The sequence below is a fragment of the Kaistia soli DSM 19436 genome (assembly GCF_900129325.1).
Lineage (GTDB): Bacteria > Pseudomonadota > Alphaproteobacteria > Rhizobiales > Kaistiaceae > Kaistia > Kaistia soli.
This window is the reverse complement of record NZ_FQUP01000002.1, coordinates 730,497-749,748: the sequence shown is the minus strand read 5'-3', so window position 1 is coordinate 749,748 and position 19,252 is coordinate 730,497. Positions and strand designations below refer to the sequence as shown.

General features: G+C 65.1%; 17 protein-coding genes. 6 read left to right on the top strand and 11 right to left on the bottom strand.

Going from position 1 to position 19,252, the window contains the following annotated elements:
• Positions 1 to 1,611 (bottom strand): cytochrome-c oxidase, cbb3-type subunit I, encoded by a 1,611-nt coding sequence (ccoN, locus tag BUB39_RS12975; protein ID WP_073053843.1) that lies wholly within the window; start codon positions 1,609 to 1,611, stop codon positions 1 to 3.
• Positions 1,612 to 1,830: 219 nt separating this feature from the next.
• On the opposite strand from ccoN, the gene BUB39_RS12970 reads away from it, so the two are divergent.
• Both BUB39_RS12970 and BUB39_RS12965 read left to right on the top strand, forming a co-directional pair.
• Complete coding sequence (locus BUB39_RS12970; RefSeq protein WP_139251454.1) at positions 1,831 to 2,523, top strand: sulfite exporter TauE/SafE family protein; 693 nt, start codon at positions 1,831 to 1,833, stop codon at positions 2,521 to 2,523.
• A gap of 113 nt (positions 2,524 to 2,636) precedes the next feature.
• Positions 2,637 to 3,647, top strand: a complete 1,011-nt coding sequence (locus tag BUB39_RS12965; protein ID WP_073053841.1) for an alpha/beta fold hydrolase — start codon at positions 2,637 to 2,639, stop codon at positions 3,645 to 3,647.
• 120 nt (positions 3,648 to 3,767) lie between these two features.
• On the opposite strand, the gene BUB39_RS12960 is transcribed toward BUB39_RS12965, so the two are convergent.
• From BUB39_RS12960 to coxB, 6 genes are all read right to left on the bottom strand, one after another.
• Positions 3,768 to 4,148 carry an SHOCT domain-containing protein gene (locus BUB39_RS12960; protein ID WP_073053839.1) on the bottom strand — a complete coding sequence of 127 codons (381 nt, stop codon included), beginning with the start codon at positions 4,146 to 4,148 and terminating at the stop codon, positions 3,768 to 3,770.
• A 188-nt stretch (positions 4,149 to 4,336) separates the two neighbouring features.
• Positions 4,337 to 5,071: an META domain-containing protein gene (locus BUB39_RS12955; RefSeq protein WP_073053837.1), complete on the bottom strand. Its 735-nt coding sequence runs from the start codon at positions 5,069 to 5,071 to the stop codon at positions 4,337 to 4,339.
• Between the two features lie 195 nt (positions 5,072 to 5,266).
• Positions 5,267 to 6,586 (bottom strand): ferredoxin reductase family protein, encoded by a 1,320-nt coding sequence (locus BUB39_RS12950; protein ID WP_073053835.1) that lies wholly within the window; start codon positions 6,584 to 6,586, stop codon positions 5,267 to 5,269.
• 78 nt (positions 6,587 to 6,664) lie between these two features.
• Complete coding sequence (locus BUB39_RS12945; RefSeq protein WP_073053833.1) at positions 6,665 to 7,042, bottom strand: hypothetical protein; 378 nt, start codon at positions 7,040 to 7,042, stop codon at positions 6,665 to 6,667.
• A complete protein-coding gene (locus BUB39_RS12940; protein ID WP_073053831.1) occupies positions 7,039 to 9,582 on the bottom strand; it encodes a cytochrome c oxidase subunit I in 2,544 nt (847 codons plus the stop codon). The genes BUB39_RS12945 and BUB39_RS12940 overlap by 4 nt, the downstream gene beginning before the upstream one ends.
• Entirely contained in the window at positions 9,579 to 10,238 is a 660-nt protein-coding gene (coxB, locus tag BUB39_RS25780) for a cytochrome c oxidase subunit II (protein ID WP_073054258.1), read from the bottom strand. The genes BUB39_RS12940 and coxB overlap by 4 nt, the downstream gene beginning before the upstream one ends.
• A 102-nt stretch (positions 10,239 to 10,340) precedes the next feature.
• Here coxB and BUB39_RS25775 point away from each other — a divergent pair, with 102 nt between their 5' ends.
• Entirely contained in the window at positions 10,341 to 10,868 is a 528-nt protein-coding gene (locus BUB39_RS25775) for a DUF2231 domain-containing protein (RefSeq protein WP_073053829.1), read from the top strand.
• On the opposite strand, the gene BUB39_RS12925 is transcribed toward BUB39_RS25775, so the two are convergent.
• A complete protein-coding gene (locus BUB39_RS12925) occupies positions 10,820 to 11,332 on the bottom strand; it encodes a CopD family protein (protein ID WP_073053827.1) in 513 nt (170 codons plus the stop codon). The genes BUB39_RS25775 and BUB39_RS12925 overlap by 49 nt on opposite strands.
• A 13-nt stretch (positions 11,333 to 11,345) precedes the next feature.
• Positions 11,346 to 12,014: a cytochrome c oxidase assembly protein gene (locus BUB39_RS12920; RefSeq protein WP_244540235.1), complete on the bottom strand. Its 669-nt coding sequence runs from the start codon at positions 12,012 to 12,014 to the stop codon at positions 11,346 to 11,348.
• Between the two features lie 615 nt (positions 12,015 to 12,629).
• Here BUB39_RS12920 and BUB39_RS12915 point away from each other — a divergent pair.
• Complete coding sequence (locus tag BUB39_RS12915) at positions 12,630 to 14,882, top strand: glycoside hydrolase family 95 protein (RefSeq protein WP_073053825.1); 2,253 nt, start codon at positions 12,630 to 12,632, stop codon at positions 14,880 to 14,882.
• A gap of 80 nt (positions 14,883 to 14,962) precedes the next feature.
• Here BUB39_RS12915 and BUB39_RS12910 read toward each other — a convergent pair whose 3' ends face one another.
• Together BUB39_RS12910 and BUB39_RS25980 are read right to left on the bottom strand one after the other, a co-directional pair.
• On the bottom strand, positions 14,963 to 16,216 hold the full coding sequence (locus tag BUB39_RS12910) for an arsenic transporter (protein ID WP_073053823.1): 1,254 nt from the start codon (positions 16,214 to 16,216) through the stop codon (positions 14,963 to 14,965).
• Between the two features lie 153 nt (positions 16,217 to 16,369).
• On the bottom strand, positions 16,370 to 17,062 hold the full coding sequence (locus BUB39_RS25980; RefSeq protein ID WP_210187066.1) for a hypothetical protein: 693 nt from the start codon (positions 17,060 to 17,062) through the stop codon (positions 16,370 to 16,372).
• Between the two features lie 126 nt (positions 17,063 to 17,188).
• Between BUB39_RS25980 and BUB39_RS12900 the strand changes: the two genes are divergently transcribed.
• Both BUB39_RS12900 and BUB39_RS12895 read left to right on the top strand, forming a co-directional pair.
• Complete coding sequence (locus BUB39_RS12900) at positions 17,189 to 17,854, top strand: response regulator (RefSeq protein ID WP_073053820.1); 666 nt, start codon at positions 17,189 to 17,191, stop codon at positions 17,852 to 17,854.
• Positions 17,851 to 19,236 (top strand): sensor histidine kinase, encoded by a 1,386-nt coding sequence (locus tag BUB39_RS12895; RefSeq protein ID WP_073053818.1) that lies wholly within the window; start codon positions 17,851 to 17,853, stop codon positions 19,234 to 19,236. The genes BUB39_RS12900 and BUB39_RS12895 overlap by 4 nt, the downstream gene beginning before the upstream one ends.
• The last annotated feature ends 16 nt before the right edge of the window (positions 19,237 to 19,252 follow it).

The window sequence follows — 19,252 nt, the reverse complement described above, 5'->3', positions numbered from 1 at the left end:
CTAGGCTGCCAGTTTCATTTGCGGCGCGGCAGGGACGAGCGGCCGTTCGACGCGGACATGGCCCTTGATCGTGAGGGCGACGTTGACCGCCATGACGATGCCGCCCGCGAGGTAGAGCATCCCGCCGACCGCGCGCAGCACGTAGTAGGGATGCATGGCGGCCACGACTTCCGCGAAGGAATAGACGAGGAAGCCCTGGTCGTTGTACTCGCGCCACATCAGGCCCTGCGTGATGCCCGCGACCCACATGACGGCGGCGTAGATGACGATACCGAGGGTTGCGAGCCAGAAGTGCCAATTGACCATGCGCAGCGAGTAGAGCCGTTCGCGGTACCACAGCCGCGGCGTCAGGAAGTAGACGGCGCCGAACGAGATCATGCCGACCCAGCCGAGGGCGCCGGAATGGACGTGACCGATGGTCCAGTTCGTGTAATGCGACAGCGCATTCACTGCGCGGATCGACATGACCGGACCCTCGAAGGTCGACATGCCGTAGAACGCCACCGCAACGACCATCATGCGGATGATCGGGTCGGTCCGGATCTTGTCCCAGGCGCCGCGCAGCGTCAGCAGGCCGTTGATCATGCCGCCCCAGGACGGCATCCACAGCATGATCGAGAACACCATGCCGAGGGTCTGCGCCCAGTCCGGAAGGGCCGTGTAGTAAAGATGGTGCGGACCGGCCCAGATATAGAGGAAGATCAGCGCCCAGAAGTGAATAATCGACAGGCGATAGGAATAGACCGGACGGCCGGCCTGCTTCGGCAGGAAGTAATACATCATGCCGAGGAAGCCGGCGGTCAGGAAAAAGCCGACCGCGTTGTGGCCGTACCACCACTGCGTCAGCGCATCCTGCACCCCTGAGAAGGCTGAATAGCTCTTCACGCCAAGGAAGCTGACCGGCACCGCCAGGTTGTTGACCACATGCAGCATCGCCACGGTCACGATGAAGGCGAGGTAGAACCAGTTGGCGACGTAGATATGCGGTTCCTTGCGCTTCACCAGCGTGCCGAGGAACAGCACCAGATACGCGACCCAGACGATGGTCAGCCAGATGTCGACATACCACTCGGGCTCGGCATATTCGCGGCCCTGCGAGATGCCGAGCAGATAGCCGGTCGCCGCCATGACGATGAAGAGCTGGTAGCCCCACATCACGAACCAGGCGAGATCACCGCCGAACAGCCGCGCCCGCGTCGTCCGCTGGACGACATAGAGGCTCGTCGTCAGGAGCGCTGAACCGCCGAAGGCGAAGACAACCGCCGAGGTGTGCAGCGGCCGCATCCGTCCGAAATTGAACCAGGGCTGGATGTTGAGATCGGGGTAGGCCATCTGCAGCGCCACGATGACGCCGACGAGAAAGCCGACCACACCCCAGAACACAGTCAGCACGGTGCCGACCCTGATCGGCCCGTCGAGATATGCGTCGGGATCGACCGGAACGGCCGGCTCGAAGGAGGCTGTGCGCAGGAGATAAAGCGTGCCGCCGCCAAGCGTCAGCGTCAGCACGAACATATGCGCGCGGAACAGATCGTCCTGCGCCAGGCCCGCCGCGACAAGCGCCCCGAAGGTGGCGACCGCGAGCACCAAAATCCAACCGCTGTTCTTCACCCCAGCCCTCACACGACGCCGTGAATCCAAATCACATCGAGGTGATGTCGTTGCAGCGCGGCAGTGCCCTCGCCTTGATCAAGATCAAGGTGACCGGCCGGAGCCCTCAGCATGGTCGCGGAAGCCGGCGCCCTCCGGCCAAGCCGGTCAATCGGTCGCAGGTCCTGACCAACGCCTATGGCATTTAATGAGCCGGCTTATCGATAGGAATATAGATCCGTGCTGCTCGGCATTCTCTTGACTGGCCTTGCGATGGGCTTTGCCTCGAGCCTGCATTGTGCAGGCATGTGCGGGCCGATCGCCTGTGGCCTGCTGCTCGCCGGAGGCGGTCGAAGCACACTCCTGGCGGCGACGCTGCAGACGCTGGCGGCGCAGGCCGGCCGTATCGCGAGCTATGTCGCAGCAGGCGCCGCCTTCGGCGTCTTCGGCGCCGGTCTCTACGGCAGCGTCAACCTCCAGTCCGCGCATCAGCTGATGCAATGGGCGGCAGGGCTGACGATCGTCTGGATGGGCCTATCCGTCGCAGGCGTCGTTCCGGCCATGGCGGGCCTCGACCGACTGTTCTTGCCCCTGGCCGGCCGTCTCGGGGCTTTTCGGGGCAGCCTGGCTTTGGCGGGATATCCGCAGCTTCTCGCAAGCGGCGTGCTCTGGGGTGCCATGCCTTGTGCCATGGTCTATGCAGCACTGCTGAACTCGTTGTTGACGGGATCGGTCGCGGGCGGCGTGACGCTGATGGCCGGGTTCGGGCTCGGCACGGTTCCGGCGGTCACCCTTTCGGCGCTCGGTCTTTCCCGATTGCGCAAGGTCACCGCGACGCCGCTCCGCCGCGTGCTGGCCGGCGGCGGCCTGATCAGCGCCGGCGTTCTCGCCATCGTGCTCACCGCACCCGGCGGACCGCTCTGCCTCTCGTAGACGCGGCAGAGAATGCTGAAGCCCCTTGCGGGCGTGGACCGTAACTTGCTTGGATGATCGGCCTCTTCCCCTCGCCGCGAGCGCACCGACGCTCCAGCTTTCCCGGAGTTTGCATGATACCGATCACTGAAGCCGGCCGCTTTGCGCTTGGCGACCTTACGCTGCAGTCGGGCGCGACTCTGCCCGGCGCGACTTTGAGCTGGAAGAGCTTCGGCACCCTGTCGCCAGCGAAGGACAATGTCATCGTCTATCCGACGAGCTATTCGGCTCACCACACCGATGTAGAATGGCTGATCGGTGCCGACGGCGTGCTCGATCCGTGCCGCTGGTTCATTGTGATACCCGATATGTTCGGCAACGGGCTGTCATCGAGCCCCTCAAACACACCGGATTATCCCGCGCTGGTCACGACCACCGACATCGTGCGGGCGCAGCGCCGGCTGCTGGTGGAACAGTTCGGGGTCGAACGGATCGCAGCCGTCTATGGTTTCTCGATGGGCGCGCAGCAGGCCTATCACTGGGCCGCGCTGTATCCCGATGCCGTCGCCCGCGCGATCATCGTTTGCGGCAGCGCGCGAACCTCGGCACACAACAAGGTGTTCCTGCTTTCGCTGCTCGCTGCGCTCGAGGCCGCGCCGGAACATGTTGGCGGCGGACGCTTCTCCGCCGAACCGAAGGGCGGTCTCAAGGCCTTCGCGCGGATCTATGCCGGCTGGGCGATGAGTCAGGACTGGTATCGCGCCGGGCTCCATCTCAGTGCACCGGGGACCCGCGATCTCGATGATTTCCTCGACCATCAGTGGGAGCCGGGCTTCACGCGCCGCGCTGCCGCCGATCTCTACGCGCAAGCAAACACCTGGATTCATTCCGACATCAGCGCCAACGAACTCTATGACGGCGACCTCGTCCGCGCGCTCAACACGATCAAGGCACGGGTCCTGCTGCTGCCGGGACGGACCGATCTCTATTTCCCGGTCGCCGATAACGCCGCGGAGCTGCCGCATCTCGCCGCGGGCGCGCTCCATCCGATCCCCAGCATCTGGGGTCATCTCGCCGGCAGCCCTCAGGGAAACCCGGACGATTTCGCCTTCCTGAAGAAGCAAGTCAGGGCTTGGCTCGACTAGAACGAAAGGCAGGCCGGAAGAGTTCGGCGTCGGCAAAGGGTCGCGCCTACACCCGCACTATTGCGGAGCCGCCGGTTTCCAGCGGCTCCGTGCTCATGTGCAGGGTGCCAGTTCGGCGGCCTACTCGACCAGCCGCGCGCGCAGGCGGCCATATTCGGCATCGGAGATCGAGCCGGCGGCCTTGAGCTTGCCGAGCTTGTCGATCTCATCGGCGGCGCTGAAGCCGACAATGTGCCGGAGCTGCTCCTGAGCATGCTTGGCACGCTCCTGGTTGCGCTCGGCCATGCCGCGGCTCTGCGTCAGCAGATAGGCAAAGATGCCGATATAAGGGAAGATCAGCAGCGCGATCACCCAGATAACCTTACCGAAACCCGGAACGTCGTGGCGCCGGAACAGATCACTGATGACGGTGATCATCAGCCAGAACCACAGGATGAAGATGAAAACCGCGAAAACGTCAGCAAGGAAATTGCTGAATGTGAAACCACCATCGAAAAGCATGTTTGAAGTCCCCGAATGTTAAGTTGTCGTCTGAGCGCCCACACGATCGCGCGGCTCTCAGCGGTGGCTTCCCAAAGCAACCATTGAAGGCCAGTCGATCTGTCGATTGATGCCAGCAAACGTAGAGGCAGGCCGGCTACGTCTCTTGATCCGCCATATTCATTGCAGATGCATTGATGCGATCCGGTTCAGCCCTTGGGCTCGCGCGTCGCCTCGATGGTCACCTGATCGCTGGAAATGAGCTGGAGCCTACCGTCGGCGCCGATATCGAAGCGCTGCGCCTTGGCGAGCGCTGCCTGGAACGCCTTCTCCGTTGCGGTCGCCGCCGCTTCGCACGCCATCATTGAGGCGCCCATGCCGGGCTTGAAGGTCAAACCCTCGCCAGAGAGCGCAAAGCCGCCAAAATAGCGATTGCAGCCCGACGAGCCGGACACCTGCCCCGTGGCGACATCGAAATCGAGGTTCACCGTGACGTCTTTCGGAACCGTCTTGCCGCCGATCGCGACCACATGCCATTTGCCGGCCAGAAGATCCGAAGGATTGCCGCCGCAGCCGATGAGCGTCTTGCCGCCAGTGGCGATGCTGACGCTGACCGGGCTTGGCATGCCGGTCATGGTATCGCGGCAGACGCCAGCCTTCAGCGAGACCGAGAGGTCGCCCGACGCTACCTTGTAAATCCACGCATCTCCCTCATGCGACGGCTTCGGCAGGGGCGCCTTGATCGCGGCGCCTTCCATCGGCCGGAAGGTCATCGTCCCGGTATCGATGCGCAACTGCCAGTTCGGCTCGTTGCCGCGTGCCGTCCAGGGCTCGTTGATCGGCGGAGCGGTGGCTGCCGTCCCGTCGCTGGAGGCTGCCATTGCACCACCGGGGGCGAGAAGCAGGCTCGCGGCCATCGCCGCCACGACAACACAAAGGCGCATATGTGAGCTCCAGCCGAGAATGAGATGGATCAAGGTGACAGGGGCGAGCGCCCTTTGACATTCAGGCAGCATCGGCGGGCCGGCGCGCTCAACTCGTGATGCGCAGCACCGCAAACAGGAGAGAGCCGAGGACGACGACGATAGCGGTCGCCAGAACCAGCCGATCAGCGAACAGACGGCGCATCGGTGTCCTCCCTAGACGAAGCTGTAGCGTTCGGAATGGTATTTCGACATCGGCACGCCGAGCTCGGAAAGCGCGGACTCGATCGCATCCATCATCACGCCCGGCCCGCAGATGAAATATTCATGCGCCGCATAAGGCTCGGGCAAATGGCGCTTCAACACGTCCGCCGAGACATGGCCGCTCTCGCCGAACCAATCCGCGGGCGGATTGGCCAGCACGTGGACGACCTTCAAGTCGAGCCTCGACTGCAACGCTTCCAGCTCCTCGCGAAAAGTCACCTGATCCCAGTCCTTGCTGCCATAGAGCAGGAGGATCGGCCGCGTGTCGCCCTTGTCCGCCAGTGTGCGGATCATGCTCATCATCGGCGTGACGCCGACGCCGCCGGCGATCAGCACATGCATGTCGGTCGGGTGACCGATCGTGAACGCGCCATAGGGCCCATCGAGATAGACCCGCTTGCCGACGGGGATGTCCGGGATGCCAGCCGTGAAATCACCCAGCTTGCGGATCGACATCTCGACACGGCCGTCAGTCGCCGCCGCGCTGGACGAGAAGGAGAACGGATGGCCGGTAATCTTGAAGGGTGTTCCCCACACCGTGAGCCAACCGAACTGCCCGGGTCTGAAACGAAAACCTTCATGCCCGTCCGGATGCATCACCAGCGTCGTGGTATCGCCGCGCTCGCGCCGCACCTCCGTAATCCTGTAGGGACGGCGGAGCATGAAGAGCGGCTTGATGATGCGCACATAGAAAAGCAGCGCGAGCCAAAAAATCGTAAGGCCGATCCAGAGCGCGCGCTTCCATGGGTCGGCGAGATAGAAGCTCCAGCCCACCATATGCAGCAGACCCCCGGTCACTGCGATCAGCGCGAGCGCGATATGGCTGAAGTGCCACCATTCGTAGGGGATGCGGAGTTCGGCGCGCCACAGCGCCGTGATCACGAGGACAATAAGCGCGCCTACCGAGATGAAGGCTGCGACGGCGCCCCATGGTATCGCGTCGATGCCCGTCGGCATGGCGAGCAGCTGCGGGTGAACGATCAGCATGATCGCCGGGTGCACGATCACCAGCGCCACGGCGAACAGTGAGATACGGCGATGGAAATGATAGATGACGTCCTCGCCGAGCGGCTCCGTCACATAACGGAATCGCGCCGTGATGCCGAATTGCAGCCCCATGACGGCAAGGCCGGAATAGCCGAGGGCTGCTGAGAATTCAGTCCAGAAGTCACGCGGCGGCGGCAGCGATCCGGTGAGAAGCGCCAGCAACGGCAAGAGAATGAACAGGGCGTAGACGACCAACCAGACGACGCCGTGTGTGGAATATTTCATGGTCAGGCCCCCGCCCTTTCCTTGCCGCAATCCGCCGCTTGGCCCGGCAGCACATTCGCGTCAGCGCATCACCGCCGCCTAGAGGCACACCGACAAGAAGAGCGCCGGCGCCAGCGTGAGGACGACCTTTCCGAGCGCCGCCAGAAGGGTGCCGAGAATGACCCAATGCATGAAACGACCCGTGTGGCCAAAGTCGCGGCTGGCGCCACGCCTCAGTTCGATGCGGCAGAGAATCCCGATGGCTGCGAGATGGATGGCGAGCGCTGCGGCGAGGCCAAGATGGATGGTGCGGGCAGACCAGCCGAATGTGCAGCCGATATGGTGGAGGGCATAGACCGTGCTGAGAGCGGTGAACCACAGGGCAAAACCCGGCACCAGCCACCAGAGATCGCGCATCGGGAACGGGCGCGCCGGATCCTCCGGCGCATGCGTCCTGCCGGGGAGAGCCGCGCTCATGGCCGCATTCCCAGCAGGGCGACGAGAGCCGGCAGCGCCAGCACTAGGCCGACCGCCAGCGCGCCGGTAATCGCCGTGTAGTCGATCCACAGGCGCGCGAGTCGGAGATCGATGGTCCGTGTCGGCCCGGCTCGGCCGGAGGCGAGGCGCAACGTGGCGACGAGAAGGAACAGGAGGCCGATGCCGGCGTGGAGGGCGAGAAAGGTCAGCAACGCCGCCGCGGTCGCCCCGAGCGCATGATCGGACGGACGCGGGACGATGCCTCCGATCAGAACGACGGCAACGCCGATGGCCACCAGCAAAGCCAGGGCCGCGAGTGCGATGAACAGTCGAGGCGCCTGTCTGCCGACGAGGCGAACAAGCGCGCGGCGCGCGAAGAACGCGGCCGCCGCGAGCGCGAGAATGCAGACGAGCGACAGCGCGAGGCCGGTGTCCGGCACCGCGACCGGTGGCCAGTTCGGCGCGGCGACCCAGAGAAACAGCAGTCCGAACACAAGCGATGTGAATAGCGTACCGTCGGCAATGAGCGTGAATACCAGCGCCCACCAGGCAGGCGGATGGGCACATTCGGTGTGAACAGGCACGCTGACGCCGCGCCCCACGGGCAGCAGGCCATGGTCGCGGTCAAGCCCGGCGTTCAGCGCTGCGAACACGAACAGCCCGGCCGTCACGGCCGCCATCGCGAGCGTCAGCGGATAGAGTTTGGCCAACATGGTGAGGACGGCCGCCGCGGTGGCAATCGCCGTCCATAGCGGCAGATAGGTCGGCCGCGGCAGCACGATCAACTGCTCGGGCGCGCCGGACGTCATATGGACGCCGAGTGTCTCCTGCCAGCCATTGCGCGTCGCGCCGAGATAGCCTTCGCCGCGTGCCAATTGCGGCGCGAGCGTGCCGACATTGATCCGGTCGGCGCGCGCCTCGATGTGGGGCAGCGACGCGAAGGCGTAGGGCGCCGGCGGTATCGGCATCGCCCATTCGAGCGTGGCGGCGTGCCAGGGGTCGCGGCGGATGCGCCGGCCGTAACGGATCTGCGCGATGAGATCGACGACGACCAGCGCGAAGCCAATCGTCATGATGAAGCCCCCGACCGAGGAGAGCATGTTGAGAAAGGTCCAGCTCTCGAAGTCTGGATAGGTATTGATGCGCCTCGGCATGCCGAGCAGACCGACAAGGTGCATCAGGAAGAAGGTGAGGTTGAAGCCGATATAGATCAGCCAGAAGGCCGGCACGGAGAGGCGATAGACCGCGACGCGTCCCGTCAGCAACGGCAGCCAGTAGTAGAGTCCCGCAATGAGCGGGAAGGCGACGGCTCCGGCGATCACATAGTGAAAATGCGCGACCACGAAATAGGTGTCGTGCGCCTGCCAGTCGAACGGCACGATCGCCAGCATGACCCCCGTCAGGCCGCCGATGACGAAGGTCGAGAAGAAGCCAAAGACATAGAGCATCGGCACGTTCCAGCGCGGCCGGCCCTGCGCCAGCGTCGCGAGCCAGGCGAAGAGCTGGACGGCGGTCGGCACGGCGACGATCGCCGACCCGGCCGAGAAGAAGGCGAGCGCCAGATGCGGGATGCCCACCGTGAACATGTGGTGCACCCAGATGCCGAAGCTCATGAAGGCGAGGCCGATGATCGCGACGATAATAGCGCGATAGCCGGCGAGCGGCACGCCGGCGAGGACCGGGATCATGGTCGAGAGCAGCCCGGCCATCGGCAGGAAGATGATGTAGACGTCGGGATGGCCGAACAGCCAGAACAGATGCTGCCAGAGCAGCGGATCGCCGCCGCGCGTCGGGTCGAAGAAGGCGAAGCCGAAGGCCCGTTCCGACTCGAGCAGGATCGAGCCAAGGATCAGCGGCGGGAAGGCCAGGATCATCATGAAGGCGGTGACGAGCATGTACCAGCCGAACACCGGCATCCGGTCGAGCGACATGCCCGGTGCCCGCATGGTCAACGTCGAGACCGCAATCTCGACCGCGAGCGTCAGCGCGGAAATCTCGACGAAAGTGACGCCGAGCAGCCAGACATCGGCGTTGATGCCGGGCGTGTAGACGTTGGAAGACAGCGGCGTGTACATGAACCAGCCGCCATCCGGCGCCACGCCGGCCAACAGGGATACCGTCAGGATCGTCCCGCCGAACAGATAGCACCAGTAGCCATAGGCGGTGAGGCGCGGAAAGGCGAAATCCCGCGTGCCGAGGATCTTCGGCGTCAGATAGACGGCGATGCCCTCCAGCATGGGGATCGCGAACAGGAACAGCATGATCGAGCCATGCATCGTGAAGACCTGATTATAGGTCCCGACATCCATGAAAGCCGACATCGGCGTCGCGAGCTGGACGCGCGTCAGCATGCCGAGCACGCCGCCGATCGCGAAGAAGGCAAGCGCCGTGACCATGAACCGGATGCCGAGGATCGAATGATTGACGGCCGCGAGCCGCTGGAGGCCTGGGCCTGTCCGCCAAATCTCGGAGAGTTCGCGGTGAAGCCGCAGTGCCGAACCGGCGGGCGGCGTAGCGCCCTGATCGATCGCGTCGGTCATCGGGCTATCCTTCCGGCAAGATCGGGTGCGACGAGCGCCGCATCATAGGCGGCCGCAGGGTGCACGATCACATCGAAACGCATGCCGCTATGGCCCTTGCCGCAGAACTCGTTGCAGAGGCCCTCATAGGTTCCGGGCTGATCGGCCTCGATCCGCAGAACATTGGCGTGGCCGGGGATGGCGTCGATCTTGCCGGCGAGACGCGGAATCCAGAAGGCGTGGATAACGTCGAGGCTGGTGACGACCACATCGATCGGCCGGCCTGCCGGCAGATGCAGCACGCCCTCCGTCTTGACGCCACCGGCCGAGGGATACGTGAAATTCCAATGCCACTGCTCTGCCTCCGCCTCGATCCGCAGCGGGTTATCCGCCGAACGTGGAAGCAGGCGCTCTCCCGTCATCAGCGCATAGACGACGAGGGGCGTCAGCACGATCGCCGGCAGGACAAGGCCGCCGAGCACGATCCATCGCGCGGGCGACACCTTCCGCGCCCAGCCCGGCCGCATCATGACGATGACGAAGAGCACCATGACGAGCAGAAACAGCAGCGCCGCGCCGACGAGCAGAACCCACCATAGCGTGGCGATGGTGCTGGCGGCCGGACCCGCGGGATCGAGCGTCGAGCGCGGCCCGGCGCAACCGGCAAGCGTTGCCATCGTCAACCCGGCCGAGGCCTTTCCTGTGACGGCATGGACGAGCGGCGATGAAGCGCTATGATCGCGCCACCGCATCCGCAGCGGTCGAAAGGAAAACGCCGCATGGCCCTGAAGAAGACAATCCCCGCTGCGGCCCGCAAGAACCCGGTCATGCTCGAATTGTTCGAGCTTGATACCGGATCGGCCATCGCCCTGGTCGGCCATCCGATCCATGTGCTGATGGTTCACTTTCCGATCGCCTTCGTGATTGCGACGCTCGGCATCGACGTCGTCTATTGGTGGTCCGGCGACGTATTCTGGCGGCGGGTCGGCCTCTGGTCGGCCGGCGTGACCTTCTGGACCGGCGTCGCGGCGAGTATCGTGGGAACCGGGGAACTGCTGCTGGTGCGCGGTATCCGCCTGCGCGAAGCAAGCTGGTCGCATGCGATCGCGGCCATGACGCTCGTCGCCATCACCGCGGCCAACTGGGGCATTCGCCTCGATTATCCGCAATCCGTCCTGCCGCACGGGCTCGCGCTCTCGGCGCTCGCCGCCGCTATGGCGGGCTTTGCGGGTTGGCATGGCGGGAAACTCGTCTTCGATCATGGCATCGGAATTCTGGTCTCGCCCAAGATCTCGCGTACGAACTGACCGAGCCCGCCAGGCGTGAAGAGAGCCGCCGCAAACTGGTCGGAATCGATAACCGGCTTGGCGAGCACGACCCAGATGATCGCCGTGATGAGGACGAGATAGGCCGTTGTGAGCGCCAGATAGGCGCCACGGCCGAAGCTCCGGCCGGGCTCGAAGAGATGGGCGAGGGTGAGCGCGGCGACGACGTGCAGCATCACCATCAGCGCCACCAGCACCATCTTCAGCGAGAACCACTCAAGAAACGTCGTCTGCAGGAAGATCAGCGCCGTGCCGCTGGCGATCGCGATGAAGGCGGCCGGTGAGGCCATGCCGACATAGATGAAACGGACGAAGCGGTGCAGGCGGAAGAGCTCCGGACCCGCAACAAGTCCGACCCGCTGGCGGAACAGGAACGGCAACACGATGAGCCCGCCCGACCAGACGGCGATGGCGGCGAGATGAATGAATTTCAGCAGCGTCGTCATCGAAGCGCCGCCCTCATGACGCCGGTTCCGCGGGTCCAAGGCTCGACCAGGCCAGCCACAGACCGACGCCAAGATAGGGCAGCGCCGCGGGGACCCACATCAGCAGGCCGGCCAACTGCTGGTCGGTGAGCGGATCGAGCCCCCAGGCGGCCGCCCCGGCGAAGTGAACGGCATAAAGAGCGCGCGGCGCAAAGACGATCAGCGCGGCGAGAAGGCCCATCTGCGCCACCGTCGTCACCAGCGCGACGAGCGCCGCGCCGGCCGGTGTCTCGGCCGAGAACACGGCGCGCCAGAGCAGCCAGGCGCTTCCGAGCAAAGTCACCTGCATCATCCAATAGGTCGGAATGCTGGCGAGGCCCCATTCATACACGGCAGGCATATGCCAGACCCACAGCACGACGGCTTGCAGCCCGACCAGAAGCGACAGTGGTGGCGATCGCCAGCCCCGCGATGGGAAAGCGATGGCGAGCAACGGCGCGACGGCCGCGATGAGCAGCACATGGTGCAGCACGCGCGCCGAGAAGAGCGCAGAGGACAGCGCGCAGAGCGGCGAGACAAAGATAAAGACCATGAGCGCCAGTGCCGCCGCGCCAGCCCGCCGATCGGCACATGGCCCGCGCGCGACGAGAAGGCCGACAAGCGCCAGGATACCCCACAGCACCGGGTCTACATTCCAGCGCATCAGAAGATCCGAAGGAACGGCTGCCGGGCCACAATAGGCAAAGATGAAACTATCCGGCATCGGCCCGCTCGACCTGCTTGTCCTGTTGCGTCCTACACACTGCCGAGGAGGCCACGCTATCAGGCGATCCAGCGCGGCAACGCCCGTTGCTCCAGATTCTCTTTTGGCAGGTCTCACAACGACTGGCTAGAGGAGTTGTAAAATGCTGCACTGCCCTACCAATCCATGCAAAGCATCGAAGATCGAGGCACGCCGAAGGCCACGATCCTGCTGCCGGCGAATAAGGCTACGACCAACGGTGACGCGATCCGCTTCGTCGAACCGTGCAGAATAATCCCGCAATCCAGCATCGTGGCGTGGGCCAGGCGCTGCGCCATCGCCAAGGCGCGACACCAACAGGCCAATCGCGGTCGATCCTCGCAGCGCAGCCGACCCGCTGCGCTGCGGCGGGACCGCAAAGCAGGCGTCTCGGATCGAGATCATCAGTCGAGAAAGGGCCAGCCAGGTAAGTTGAAACGTTATCATCTCCATTTGACAATCGAGATTTGAACGGCCATCCCTTTCTCAAATCGCGCCGCCCAAATGTGTCGCCAATCTCCAACCCGACGGCTTTTCATGACCGATCTCAAGCTTCGCTACACACGCCCGGCAGCCGTCTGGACGGAAGCCCTGCCGATTGGCAATGGCCGTCTTGGTGCAATGATTTTCGGTGATATCTCGCGCGACCGGCTGCAGGTGAATGAGAGCACGTTCTTCACCGGCAGCCCTTATTCTCCGGTCAATCCTCAGGCGCGGCGCCATGTGGACGAAGTGCGCAGCCTGATCTTTGCCGGCCGCTACAAGGAGGCAGAGGATCTCGCCCACAGCTTCCTGATGGCCGAGCCCTATTTGCAGACCTCGTTTCAGCCGATCGGCGACGTCTTCATCCATTTCCACCATTCGATGATCGCAGCCGATTACGAGCGGACGCTCGATCTCGACAGCGCCATTGCGGCGACACAGTACCAAGCGAGCGGTACGACGTTCCGGCGCGAAGCCTATGCCTCGCCGGTTGCCGGAGTGATCGTCTACCGCATCACTGCCGACCGGCCCGGTGCGGTCTCGCTCGATATCGGCATGACCAGCCCGCAGCCGGGCGAGATGGAGAATTCGACGCGCGATGGCCTCGCCTTCCGGGGAACGAACCGGCGCGAGAACGGCATTCCCGGTGCGCTCGCCTTCCGGTTCGGCCTTCGCGTGCTGCATGAGGGCGGCGCGCTCAGCAACAGTCCCGAAACCCTCCGTGTCCGGGGTGCCGACAGCGTCACGCTGATCGTCGACGCAGCCACCAGCTTCCGCCGTTTCGACGATGTCGGCGGCAATCCGGATGCGCTCGTTGAGGCGCGTCTGGAGGCTGCGGTGCGGCAATCGCCGCAGACGCTGCTGGACGAGCATCTCGCCGAACATCGGCGGCTCTTCCGCAGCCTGTCCGTCAGCCTCGGTTCAGCCGCCCCGGACCCGCGGACGACCGACCAGCGCATCGTGTACTATGCCGAGACGCAGGACCCGGCTCTGGCGGCGCTGTTCCTGCAATATGGCCGCTATTTGATGATCTCGAGCTCGCGGCCCGGCACGCAGCCAGCCAACCTGCAGGGCTTGTGGAACGAGGAAACGCGTCCGTCCTGGGGCAGCAAATATACGGCCAATATCAATCTAGAAATGAATTATTGGCTGCCCGACCCCGGCAACCTTCCCGAATGCTTTGAGCCGCTGATCGGCATGGTCGAGGACCTCGCGGTCACGGGTGCGGTGTTCGCACGCGAGCATTACGGCGCGCGGGGCTGGCTGCTGCATCACAACACCGACCTCTGGCGGGCCGCGGGCCCGATCGACGGACCGCAATGGGGGCTCTGGCCGATGGGCGGCGCGTGGCTGTGCGCCCAGCTCTGGGACCACTACCTCTTCTCGGGCTCGGAAGCTCTGCTGAAGCGCATCTACCCGCTGATGAAGGGCGCGGCGGAATTCCTGCTCGACTATTTGGTGCCACTGCCGGGATCGGATCTACTGGTTACCTGCCCCTCGCTTTCGCCGGAGAATCTCCATCCGTTCGGCAGCTCGCTCTGCGCCGGGCCGGCGATGGACAACCAGATCATGCGCGACCTGTTCGGCGGCCTGATCAGCGCCTCAAACCTGCTGGGGCTCGACGCCGAGCTTCGCGCGCGCCTTGCGGAAACGCTGCCGCGACTGGCTCCCGATCGGATCGGTTCGTCGGGCCAGTTGCAGGAATGGGCCGAGGACTGGGACATGCAGGCGCCCGAACTCGACCATCGGCACGTCTCGCATCTCTACGGTCTCTATCCGAGCCTGCAGATCGACTTTGACGCCAACCCGGAACTCACCGCCGCCGCACGCCATTCGCTGGAAACTCGCGGCGACGATGCCACGGGCTGGGGCATCGGCTGGCGCCTCAATCTCTGGGCACGACTCCGGGATGGCGAACATGCCGCCGACATCCTGACGCTGCTGCTCGGTCCGGAACGCTGCTATCCAAACCTGTTCGACGCCCATCCGCCCTTCCAGATCGACGGCAATTTCGGCGGCGCCGCCGGAATCCTCGAAATGCTGGTGCAATCGAAGCCCGGCGCGATCCGCCTGTTGCCGGCCCTCCCGGCAGGCTGGGACCGCGGTTCGGTCAAGGGCGTGCGCGCCCGCGGCGGTTTCACGGTGGATCTGGCCTGGAGTGATGGCGCGCTCGTCGAGGCCATCGTTCAGGGCGCAGCGGGTTCGGCCGTTCGGATTCTCTATGAATCGTTGGCCGCCGAGATCACCCTCGATGCCGCAGGCGCGGCCCGGCTCATGCTTCAGGATGGCATGCTGCAGCGCGCCTAGAGCGTGGCCAGCCTGATCGGCGCGTTGGGCCTTTGCGGGCCCAATGCGGCATCACGGCCTATGGGCGGGACCGACCGCCCTTAGCCTGCAAAAAGATGAAGAGCGAGCAACGCGCCGATCAGCGCGGGTGGCATCACGACCACGCCCATCTTCAGGAAGCGCCAGGCGCCGACGGTCTGCCCTTCCCGGCGCAGCGCCACCAACCACAGGATCGTCGCCAGTGATCCGGTCACCGAGAGATTCGGGCCAAGATCGACGCTGACCAGCACGGCATTGGTGATCGGTGTCGGCAACTGCCCTGCTGCGACCGTCGAACCGGCGATCAGCCCGGCCGGCAGGTTGTTGATCAGGTTGCAGACGAGCGCGACCACCACGCCTGCACCGGCCGCCGTCCAACTGACCGATTGGGCAGCGAAATGTTGCGTGAGCGTGGCCAGCGCGTCGATGACGCCCGTCGTCTGCAGCGCCTCCACCAGCACGAAAAGGCCGGCGACCAACGGCAGCACGCTCCAAGAGATGTCCTTGACGACGGGCCAGGGTGACTGGCGGCTGCCGATCAGGATGAAGCAGGCGGTGAGCAGACCGGCGATGAAAGTCGGCAGGCCGAGTTCCCAGCCGAGCGCCGAGGCGAGCAGCAGCAGCGCGGCGGTGACGCCGATGCCGATGGCGGCAAGGAAACCGCCGCGCGACAGGCGCACCGGCGCGATATCCGTCCCGATCGTTTTCGGCAGGCTGGACCGCAGGACGAACCGCAGCGACAGGAATGTCAGCGCGATGGCGACGATCGAGGCCGGTCCGAAGGTCGCGAGCCAGACCGGCAGCGTCGGCATCTGGCTGCCATAGATCACCAGATTGGCAGGATTTGAGATCGGCAGCACGAAACTCGCGGCATTGGCGATGAAGGCGCAGATCAGGAGGTAAGGCAGCGGCTCGGCATCGGCGGCACGCGCCGCCGCATAGACGGCCGGGGTCAGAACGACCGCTGTCGCATCGTTGGAGAGGAAGACCGTCACGACGATGCCGACGATATAGACGAGGCTGAACAGGCGAATGCCGGAGCCGCGGGCATGCCGGACGGCGATGGTCGCCAACCAGTCGAAAAGCCCTTCCTTCCGCGCCAACTCGGCGAGCGTCATCATGCCGATCAGGAAGAGGTAGACGTCCGTGCCCTTGCGGATGCCGATAAGCGCATCCGGCACCGACAGAAGACCGAGGATGACAAGGAGCGCCGCTCCGCTGACCGACCAGACCGCTTCCGGCAGGCTGAAGGGCCTGAGGATCACGCCGGCGGTAGCAATGGCGGCGATAATCCAGACGGCAAAATGGGACGACATGAATGCCTTTCCCGCCGACACGGCGGCTGAAATCCGCGCCGTCCATAATCGGATTTGCCAGCGATGTCACATCCTGGCGATGCCGGCATAGAAATCGCCGCAAAGCCGTGGCTTTGCGGCGACTATCTACGCCTTCGGCCTCAGGGCCGGGGATTACGGCGTCGTAGCAGGCGCCGGCGCTGCGGGCGTTGCGGGAGCCGGGGCGACGGGCGCCGCAGACGCATCGGGAGCCGGCGGGGCGACAGGCGCCCCCGATGCATCCGGGGCCGGCGGCGCGGGCGGCGGGGGCGGCGCATCATTCGGGCCGGGTCCTTCATGCGGCGCCGGGCCGTCCGGACCGCTGGCGTGATCATGCGGGCCACGCGGACCATGCGGGGGCGGCGGCGGCGGGCCGGCGGGACGGACAGCCTCGACCGTGCCATCGGCATGCACCACGAAGTCCGCGTGGATGAAACCGTTGTCGAAGCGGCCCTGCACCGTCACGGCTTCGTTGGGTGCAACCAGCTTGCCGTTGTCGCCAGCCGGACCGGTTTCGACCAGAGCACGACCACTGCTGTCCTGGATGATGAACTTGTTGCCGAAGATCTCGGCGACATTTCCCTTGACGGAGACCAGCGCGGAACTCGAAAGGCCCGAGATCGCGACCGGCGTCACCGGTGCCATCTCGGCGGTTGAGCGCGTCGCGGTCACGGCGGCGGCGCCGCCGGCAGCGCCGGCGCCGATAATGGCGATGGCGGCAAGGGCTGCGAAGGCATACCGCTTCTTCGGACGGAAGCGCGATGCCAGAGCTGGCCTATCGGTCTGCGCGGCAACAGTCTCGGCCTGGGTATTCGGTGTTTCGGACATCGTCAGATGCTCCTTCGTTGCAGAGGCCGCCTTTCTAGCAACCCGCTTCGAACCCCAACTGAACCGGACCGTTCAGTTTCAGTTAAGGTCGCGGGACTAACCACGGCGCTGGTATTGGAGCCTTTCATGCGCGTGTTGCTCGTCGAGGACGATAAAGGACTGGCAGAGCGGATCGCAGCGTCGCTCCGGGCGGAGAACTTCGTCGTCGACATCGCCGCGAATGGCGAGGACGGCGCCCATCTGGGTTCGACCGAGTTCTATGACGCTGCCATTCTCGATCTCGGCCTGCCCAAGTTGGACGGCATCTCCGTCCTGAAGGCATGGCGCGCAGAGGAGAGAACGCTGCCGGTCCTTGTCCTCACCGCCCGCGACGGATGGTCCGAGAAGGTCGCAGGCTTCAAGGCCGGCGCCGACGACTATCTCACCAAGCCGTTCAAGGTCGAGGAAGTGATCATGCGGCTGCGCGCGCTGGTCCGCCGCGCCAACGGCCATGCCGCCACCCGCCTCGTCTGCGGCGCGCTGACCTTCGACGCGCAGATCGGCACCTTCGAGCGCGATGGTCTGCCGCTGAAGCTGACGGCGCTTGAATGGCGCGTTCTCTCATGCCTGATGTTGCGCAAGGAAGTGATCGTTGAGCGCAGCGAATTGCTGGAGCGGGTCTATGACGGCGATGCCGACGTCGATTCCAATTCGCTCGAGGTGATCATCGGCAGGCTTCGCCGCAAGATCGGCCATGACAGCATCGAAACCAGCCGCGGCCGCGGCTATCGCCTGACGGCAACGCCGGCATGAGCATCCTGCCGCGCTCGCTGGGGGGACGGCTTCTGGTCGGCGGTGCGATCTTCATGGTCCTGGCGCTTGCCGCCGCGACCATCCTGATCGGCCTGATCCTCGACCGCTTCATCGTCGGGCAGATCGACCAGCGCCTCGATCTGGAGATCGCAACCGTCTCGGGTGCGATCACGTCCGGTCCCGACGGCCGGGTGAACCTGCGCCCCTTCGCGGAAGTGCCGCCTTTCGACCGGGTTGGCTCGGGCTGGTACTGGCAGGTGAACGGCGAGGGTGTCGACTTCAGGTCGTCATCGCTCGCCGGAGGCACGCTCGGCCTGCCGCCCCGCCCGGTCGATCCACCGCCTCCAGCGGAGCCGCGCCAGCCGGGGGAGCCGCATCACCCGGACGGACCGCCGCCGCCCAATGCAGTCTCGGCCGCCGGCGAGGAACTGCATGTGCGAACGCGCTCCATCCTGGTCGGAACGACACCGCTGGTCATCACAGCGGCGGCACCGCTTTCGGCCATAGCGACCCCGCTCCGAGAAGCCCTCGTGCCGCTGGTGATCTCGATCTTCGCCATCGCCGCCGGCCTGCTGGCAGCCAGCTTCATGCAGGTCCGAATCGGGCTGCGGCCGCTTGCGAAGCTTTCCGAGGATCTGCGGGCCGTGCGCGCTGGTCGCATGCAACGCGCGCCTGCCGAGCAGCCGGCCGAACTGGTGCCGGTCGTGGCGGAGCTGAACGCGCTCATCGATCAGAATGCCGCCGGCCTCGCCAGCGCACGCCTGCATGTCGCCAATCTCGCCCACAGCCTGAAGACGCCGCTTGCGGGCCTCGCGCTCGAGCTTGCGGAGCCCGGCCGCGACCCGAACGGCGCGATGGCGCCGCTTGTCGAGCAGATGGAGCGGGGCATCCGGCATCATTTAGGACGGGCCCGGGCCGCCGCGGCCGGCGGCGCAGGAATGGCTGCGACTTTCCTCGCCCCACGTGTCGTCGATCTCGTGGCTGCGCTCGCCAAGATCCATGCTGATAGGAACATCGCCGTCAAAATCGACATCGCAGGTGAAATCGGCGTCGCCTGCGAAGGCCAGGACGTTGACGAGATGCTCGGCAACCTGCTCGACAACGCGTTTCAATGGGCGCGCTCGACCGTCGCGGTCTCCGCAAGCGAAGAGGCGCGCAGGGTCGTCCTCACGATCCGCGACGATGGACCGGGCCTGCCAGAGGCGCTGTTGCAGGATGTATTGCTGCCGGGCCGACGGACGGACGAGACGACACCTGGCCACGGGTTCGGCCTTTCCATCACGCGGGAGCTCGCCGAACTCTATGGCGGATCGCTGACGCTCTCACGGAACGCCCCGAGGGGCCTCCGCGTCGCCCTCACACTGCCGGCGGCAATCGGCTGAAAAGCGGCTCGCAGGG

Bases quoted from the DNA above. Each gene is read 5' to 3' on its own strand.
- BUB39_RS12925 (WP_073053827.1), bottom strand. From the start codon at position 11,332: ATGACGACGCTGCTGAAATTCATTCATCTCGCCGCCATCGCCGTCTGG.
- BUB39_RS25980 (WP_210187066.1), bottom strand. From the start codon at position 17,062: ATGTCCGAAACACCGAATACCCAGGCCGAGACTGTTGCCGCGCAGACC.
- coxB (WP_073054258.1), bottom strand. From the start codon at position 10,238: ATGGCAACGCTTGCCGGTTGCGCCGGGCCGCGCTCGACGCTCGATCCC.
- BUB39_RS12955 (WP_073053837.1), bottom strand. From the start codon at position 5,071: ATGCGCCTTTGTGTTGTCGTGGCGGCGATGGCCGCGAGCCTGCTTCTC.
- BUB39_RS12945 (WP_073053833.1), bottom strand. From the start codon at position 7,042: ATGAGCGCGGCTCTCCCCGGCAGGACGCATGCGCCGGAGGATCCGGCG.
- BUB39_RS12960 (WP_073053839.1), bottom strand. From the start codon at position 4,148: ATGCTTTTCGATGGTGGTTTCACATTCAGCAATTTCCTTGCTGACGTT.
- BUB39_RS12900 (WP_073053820.1), top strand. From the start codon at position 17,189: ATGCGCGTGTTGCTCGTCGAGGACGATAAAGGACTGGCAGAGCGGATC.
- BUB39_RS25775 (WP_073053829.1), top strand. From the start codon at position 10,341: ATGGCCCTGAAGAAGACAATCCCCGCTGCGGCCCGCAAGAACCCGGTC.
- BUB39_RS12920 (WP_244540235.1), bottom strand. From the start codon at position 12,014: ATGCGCTGGAATGTAGACCCGGTGCTGTGGGGTATCCTGGCGCTTGTC.
- BUB39_RS12915 (WP_073053825.1), top strand. From the start codon at position 12,630: ATGACCGATCTCAAGCTTCGCTACACACGCCCGGCAGCCGTCTGGACG.
- BUB39_RS12910 (WP_073053823.1), bottom strand. From the start codon at position 16,216: ATGTCGTCCCATTTTGCCGTCTGGATTATCGCCGCCATTGCTACCGCC.
- BUB39_RS12965 (WP_073053841.1), top strand. From the start codon at position 2,637: ATGATACCGATCACTGAAGCCGGCCGCTTTGCGCTTGGCGACCTTACG.
- BUB39_RS12940 (WP_073053831.1), bottom strand. From the start codon at position 9,582: ATGACCGACGCGATCGATCAGGGCGCTACGCCGCCCGCCGGTTCGGCA.
- BUB39_RS12895 (WP_073053818.1), top strand. From the start codon at position 17,851: ATGAGCATCCTGCCGCGCTCGCTGGGGGGACGGCTTCTGGTCGGCGGT.
- BUB39_RS12950 (WP_073053835.1), bottom strand. From the start codon at position 6,586: ATGAAATATTCCACACACGGCGTCGTCTGGTTGGTCGTCTACGCCCTG.